A 6,126-nucleotide genomic window follows, 5' to 3' on the forward strand; every position below is an offset into this window, starting at 1 on the left:
GTGCTCATGTAGGAGCGAGCCTGCTCGCGATGGTCGTCAACGATGACGCGGGAAGCCTGGTACCCCGCGGCGCCCTCAGGTTCTTCGCGAGCAGGCTCGCTCCTACAGGACCCGAACCGCCTGTTCGCGGATCACCCGGCGAATCGTGTCCATCAAGGCCTGGGCCACCGGCGAATGCAGGCAGCCGGTGCGATAGGTCAGGCCGATGGCGCGGGTGGTCTGTTTCAGCTCCAGGGGCAGGATGCACAGCTCGCCGGAGGCGATCTCCTGTTCCAGTTGATGCGCGGACACCGCCGCGAGCATGTCCGAGCGCAGCAACAATCCGCGGATGATCGCCATGTCGGCGCTTTCCACCACCGGCCGGGGCGGCGCAATGCCGAAGCGGGTGAAACACTCATCGAGCATCTGCCGGGCCGGCGAGCCGGCGCGGGGCAGCACCCAGCGGGCAGCGCTGAGTTCGTCGTGCAGGGTCGTTTTTGAATAGAGCGGGTGATCACGCCGAGCCAGTACCACCATGTCTTCCGAGAGCAACGACTCGCCGGTCAAGTCGCTGGCGTAGTCCTGCGAGCGCAAGGCGCCGAAAATGAAATCGACATCGCCGGCGCGCAGCTCAGTCGCCAGCAGGTCGAACGGGCTTTCATTGGTAATCACCTGGATAGCCGGGTGCTCGGCCATCATGCGCACGATCGCTTCCGGCAATATCCGCGTGCGTCCAAGGGGCAGGGCGCCGACATGCACTACCCCTTGCAGGGTGCCGCGCAGGGCAGTGATGTCCATCTCGATGTGGCGCAACTCGTTCAGTGCCCGGCGAATCGGGAACAGGATTTCATGGCTGGCGCGGGTCGGCTGCAGGCCGCGTGGCGTACGTTCGAAGAGCGTCTGGCCGCAGCCGTTTTCCATGACCTTGATGGTCGAGCTGATCGCCGGCTGACTCAGGCCCAGAAGACTGGCGACGGTCTGCATATGGTGCGTTTCACAGAGTTTGATGAACACTTGCAGGCGTCGGGCCTGGAACAGGTAAAGCGGCTCGACCGCGCGTTTTTCCCCACCGGTCAACAGTCGCGGCACGCTTTCCAGCTCAGCCAGTACGCGGCGTGCCCGGGGCAGCAGGCGTTCGCCGTAATCGGTCAAACGCATGCCATTGGCGTGGCGTTCGAACAGCGGCACGCCAAGTCGGGTCTCCAACTCGGAAATCGACCGGGTCACCACTGACTGCGCCCGGTACAGGGCCACCGACGCCTTGGAAACGCTGCCGTGGTCGGCCACCCGGACAAAGGCGCGTACGTGCATGAGGTTAGGCAGTTCAGTGGATTGCATGGTGCTGGAGCTCGGAAGATCGATGTTTACATCGGACTATGCCGCCACCCTGATTCAGTGGCAATAAAAAAAACGTATACCTGCAACACTGCAACGCATTACTGCGCAGGCAGGTCCCGGTGCGATGCTCTTTGGACACGCAGGAGGAGTATCCGCAATGATCGAGTCACCAAAAAACGCGCTGGTGGTCAGCGCTCACTCTGCCGATTTCGTCTGGCGCGCGGGCGGCGCTATCGCACTGCATGCGCAACAGGGTTACAACGTGCATATCGTCTGCCTGTCGTTCGGCGAGCGCGGCGAGTCCGCCAAGCTGTGGCGCAAGGGCGAGATGAGCGAAGAAAAAGTCAAAAGTGCGCGCCGCGAAGAAGCCCAGGCCGCTGCCGACATCCTGGGGGCCAGCGTCGAGTTCTTCGACATTGGCGACTACCCGATGCGCGCGGACAAGGAAACCTTGTTCCGCCTCGCCGATGTGTTTCGCCGGGTGCAACCGGAGTTCGTCCTCAGCCACTCGCAGAAAGACCCGTACAACTACGATCACCCGCTGGCCATGAACCTGACCCAGGAAGCGCGCATCATCGCCCAGGCCGAAGGTTACAAACCGGGCGAGAAAATTGTCGGCGCGCCACCGGTCTACAGCTTCGAACCGCACCAGCCCGAACAATGCGAATGGCGCCCCGATGTGCTGCTGGACATCACTTCAGTCTGGGACAAGAAGTACGCGGCCATCCAGTGCATGGCCGGCCAGGAACATCTGTGGGAGTACTACACCCGCGTGGCCCTGCAGCGCGGCGTGCAAGCCAAGCGCAATGTCGGGATCACCTCCAGCCGCGACATCGTCTATGGCGAAGGTTACCAAAGCATTTTCCCGCGCGTGACGGAGAACCTGGCATGAGCGAATTGATCGGCAAAACCGGCATTGTCGTGCGCAACATTGACCGGGCCGAGCGGGCGCTGGTTGATGAGCTGCAACGCTACGGCGTCGCGACCATTCATGAAGCGCAGGGACGCAAAGGCCTGCTCGCGTCTTCGATCAGGCCCATTCAACGGGGGACGGTGATCAGTGGTTCGGCGGTGACGGTGCTGGTCGCGCCGGGCGATAACTGGATGTTCCATGTGGCGGTGGAGCAGTGCCGTCCGGGGGATATCCTGGTGGTTGCCCCCAGCTCACCGTGCACCGACGGTTACTTCGGCGACCTGCTCGCGACCTCGCTCAAGGCCCACGGCGTGCGCGCCCTGGTGATCGATGCCGGCGTGCGCGACACCCACACCTTGCGCGAGATGGGTTTTCCGGTCTGGTCCCGCGCCATCAATGCCCAGGGCACGATCAAGGAGACGCTCGGCTCGGTCAACCTGCCGCTGGTGTGTGGCGGTCAATTGGTCAACCCAGGGGATGTGGTGGTGGCCGATGACGATGGCGTGGTCATCGTGCGCCGCGCCGAAGTCGCGCAAGTGGTCGAGGCCAGCCGTGCCCGCGCCGACCTGGAAGAACACAAGGCCATGCGCCTGGCCAAGGGCGAGTTGGGACTGGACATCTACAACATGCGCGCGCGCCTGGCGGAAAAGGGTTTGCGCTACGTCGACAGCCTCGACGAACTCGGAGACTGAGCATGGGCCAGAGACGGATTCCTTGCCTGTTGATGCGCGGTGGAACGTCCAAGGGGGCTTACTTCCTGGCGGGCGACTTGCCCGCTCAACCGGCGCTGCGAGACCGCGTGCTGTTGGCGGTCATGGGCTCGCCGGATGCGCGGCAGATCGATGGCATCGGCGGTGGCGATTCGTTGACCAGCAAGGTGGCGATCATCCAGCCCTCCGCGCGCTTTGATGCCGACGTCGATTACCTGTTCGCCCAGGTGTTGGTCGATGAACCGCGTGTGGACTACGGGCAGAACTGCGGCAACATCCTCGCCGGGGTCGGGCCGTTCGCCATCGAGCGCGGGCTGGTGGCCGTGCAGGGCGATGTGACCCCGGTGCGGATTTTCATGGAAAACACCGGGCAGATCGCGGTGGCCCATGTGCCCACGCCCCAAGGCGTCGTCAACTATGGCGGTGAAGCGCGGATCGACGGGGTGCCCGGTGGCGGCGCGCCGCTGATCGTCGAATTCGAGGATGTCGCCGGGTCCAGTTGCGGTGCGTTGTTGCCCACCGGCCAGGCTGTCGATGTGTTCGATGGCATCGAGGTCACCTGTGTCGACAACGGTATGCCGGTGGTGCTGATCCGCGCCTCGGACCTCGGCCTGCGCGGCGATGAAAGCCCTGGGCAGCTCGATGCCGATGTTGCGTTGAAGGCCCGGCTCGAATCGATCCGCCTGCAGGCCGGCCCACGCATGAACCTGGGCGAGGTCAGCCAGCGCAACGTGCCCAAGATGTGCCTGGTTGCGCCGGCGCAGGCCGGCGGCGCGCTGAGCACCCGCACCTTCATTCCCCATCGCTGCCACACCAGCATTGGCGTGTTCGGTGCGGTCAGCGTGGCCGTTGGTTGCCTGATTGAGGGCAGTGTGGCGGAGGGCCTGGCGCGTATCGCCGAGGGGGACGTGAAGCAGCTTTCAATTGAGCACCCCACCGGGGAATTCACCGTCGAACTGCGCCTGCAAGGCAGCGTTCTGGTGGGTTGCGGGCTAATGCGCACGGCAAGATTGCTGTTTGATGGAAGCGTGTGTGTGCCGGATACGCTGTACTGAGGGGTGAGATAGACTCATACGGGGCTTATCACCGCAGGAGTGACACGCGTGGCAGGACTGCAATGGATTCGCTGATCACCGCCGCAGCGCAGGCGTTGGCGGCGGGCGATCCGCTGGGTGCGCTGGACCGGATCGCGTTGCGCGACGATGCGCCCGCGTTGGCACTGCGCGGTATCGCCATGGCGCAACTGGGTGATTTGCCCCGGGCCAAGGCGCTGGTGCGTAGGGCTGCGCGGGCCTTCGGGCCGAAGGAAGTCGTGGCGCGGGCGCGCTGCGTCGTTGCCGAAGCCGAGATCGCGCTGGCGTCCCGGGACCTCGGCTGGCCGGTGCAGGCGCTGGAAGCGGCGCGGGTCACGCTGCAAGCCCACGGCGACCTGATCAATGCCGCCCACGCGCGGTATCTCGGCATCCGTCGCCTGGTGCTGATCGGACGGTTCGATGAGGCCCACGAGCAGCTCGTTGAACTGGACCCGGCGACGTTGCCGCCCCCCCTGCGGACGACCCATGAACTGGTCGTGGCGGGGATCGCGATGCGCCATCTGCATTCCCAAGCTGCACGGGCCGCGCTCGCCAGGGCCGGACTCGCCGCGCAACTCGCTGGCATTCCGGCGCTGTCTGCGGAGGTCGACAGTGCATCAGCCATCCTGAACAGTCCCGCCGCACACCAACTCGTCCGTGGCGAGGAACGGCCTCTGTTGCTCGACGAAGTGGAAGCGCTTCTCGCCTCGACGTCACTGGTGGTGGACGCTTGCCGCTCTGTCGTGCGTGGCGCGGGCATGTCGGTTTCCCTATCCAGGCGTCCGATCCTGTTTTCCCTGGTGCGCGTACTCGCTGAAGCCTGGCCGGGGGATGTGCCCAGGGAGTCCCTCATCGCCCGGGCCTTTCGTTTGAAGCTCAGTGATGACTCCCATCGAGCCCGGCTGCGGGTTGAAATCGGCCGCTTGCGCGCGGCGTTGAAACCCCTGGCTACGGTAACGGCCACCCGGCGCGGATTCGCCCTGGTGGCGCAGGTTTCACCGGACGTGGTGCTGCTCACACCGCCGGTCGAAGAGAAATATGCAGCGGTGTTCGCCCTGCTGGGCGACGGTGAGTCCTGGTCGAGCTCGGCCCTGGCCCTGGCGCTGGGTAACAGCCAGCGCGGGGTGCAACGGGCGCTTGAAGCGCTGGCAGCCCAGGGCAAGGTGCAGTCGTTCGGACAGGGACGGGCGCGGCGCTGGCTGACCCCGCCGGTGCCCGGTTTCGCGACGACCTTGTTACTCCCGGTTCCGCTGCCCGGTGGCTAGGATGATCCCACCAACCCCTTTGGAGGAATACCGAGATGAAACAGTCAGCCGCGCGGATCCTGCGTGAATATGGCCCCTTTGACGATGTCACTGACGTGCACGGCGTCACCTGGGACGGTCAGCAGGTGTGGTTTGCCACCACCGACAAGCTCCATGCCCTAGACCCCGACTCGGGTTACGTGGTGCGCTCGCTCGATGTCGCCGCCCACGCCGGCACCGCTTTCGATGGCAAGCATCTGTTCCAGATTGCCGAGGACCGCATCCAGAAAGTCGACCCTCGCACCGGAGAAATCCTGGCCACGATCCCGGCCCCCGGTGGTGGCAACGATTCGGGGCTGACATGGGCCGAAGGCTCGCTGTGGGTCGGCCAGTACCGCGAACGGAAAATCCACCAGATCGACCCCGAGACCGGGAATATCCTGCGCACCTTGCAATCCAACCGTTTCGTCACGGGCGTGACCTGGGTCGAGGGCGCGCTGTGGCATGGCACCTGGGAAGGCGAGGAAAGCGAATTGCGCCGCGTCGACCCGAGCACTGGCGAAGTGCTGGAAAGCCTCAGGTTGCCGGATGGCGTCGGTGTGTCGGGGCTGGAATCCGACGGTGGCGAGCGGTTTTTCTGTGGGGGTGGCAGCAGTGGACGGGTGAGGGTGGTGCAGCGGCCTTGAGGGTTTGATTTGGATTGGGTGTATATCCATTGCTGCGGTAACGGCCACCTAGTATTTCGCACTTACTGTAGGAGCCAGGCTTGCCGGCGAAGGCGTCCTGACAGGCGATGATTATCTTTCAGGCGTACATATCCATTCCTGCGGTAACGGCCACTTATGGTTTCGCTCTTACATCTATGGTTA

Annotated in this window: 6 protein-coding genes and 1 pseudogene; 6 read left to right on the forward strand and 1 reads right to left on the reverse strand. The window is 64.4% G+C overall.

Annotated elements, in window-relative coordinates; translation table 11 throughout:
• Window positions 1–107, forward strand: a pseudogene (locus tag HFK74_RS33435) (outer membrane lipoprotein carrier protein LolA); the annotation flags it as partial.
• Here HFK74_RS33435 and HFK74_RS22510 read toward each other — a convergent pair.
• Complete coding sequence (locus HFK74_RS22510; RefSeq protein WP_180205399.1) at window positions 103–1,317, reverse strand: LysR family transcriptional regulator; 1,215 nt, start codon at window positions 1,315–1,317, stop codon at window positions 103–105. The pseudogene HFK74_RS33435 and the gene HFK74_RS22510 sit on opposite strands and share 5 nt — an antisense overlap.
• 157 nt (window positions 1,318–1,474) lie before the next feature.
• On the opposite strand from HFK74_RS22510, the gene galB reads away from it, so the two are divergent.
• The 5 genes from galB to HFK74_RS22535 all read left to right on the forward strand — a co-directional run bounded on the left by galB (window position 1,475) and on the right by HFK74_RS22535 (window position 5,943).
• On the forward strand, window positions 1,475–2,209 hold the full coding sequence (gene galB, locus HFK74_RS22515; protein WP_180205400.1) for a 4-oxalmesaconate hydratase: 735 nt from the start codon (window positions 1,475–1,477) through the stop codon (window positions 2,207–2,209).
• The gene (locus HFK74_RS22520; RefSeq protein WP_180205401.1) at window positions 2,206–2,922 is read left to right on the forward strand and encodes a 4-carboxy-4-hydroxy-2-oxoadipate aldolase/oxaloacetate decarboxylase; all 717 of its coding nucleotides are present in this window, start codon (window positions 2,206–2,208) and stop codon (window positions 2,920–2,922) included. Before galB ends, HFK74_RS22520 begins: the two co-directional genes overlap by 4 nt.
• A gap of 2 nt (window positions 2,923–2,924) precedes the next feature.
• A complete protein-coding gene (locus HFK74_RS22525; RefSeq protein WP_180205402.1) occupies window positions 2,925–3,995 on the forward strand; it encodes a 4-oxalomesaconate tautomerase in 1,071 nt (356 codons plus the stop codon).
• A 62-nt stretch (window positions 3,996–4,057) separates the two neighbouring features.
• Window positions 4,058–5,278 carry a helix-turn-helix domain-containing protein gene (locus HFK74_RS22530; protein ID WP_180205404.1) on the forward strand — a complete coding sequence of 407 codons (1,221 nt, stop codon included), beginning with the start codon at window positions 4,058–4,060 and terminating at the stop codon, window positions 5,276–5,278.
• Between the two features lie 35 nt (window positions 5,279–5,313).
• Window positions 5,314–5,943: a PQQ-binding-like beta-propeller repeat protein gene (locus tag HFK74_RS22535; RefSeq protein WP_180205403.1), complete on the forward strand. Its 630-nt coding sequence runs from the start codon at window positions 5,314–5,316 to the stop codon at window positions 5,941–5,943.
• Window positions 5,944–6,126 lie beyond the last annotated feature (183 nt).

The organism is Pseudomonas sp. SbOxS1 (genome assembly GCF_013416725.1).
GTDB lineage: Bacteria > Pseudomonadota > Gammaproteobacteria > Pseudomonadales > Pseudomonadaceae > Aquipseudomonas.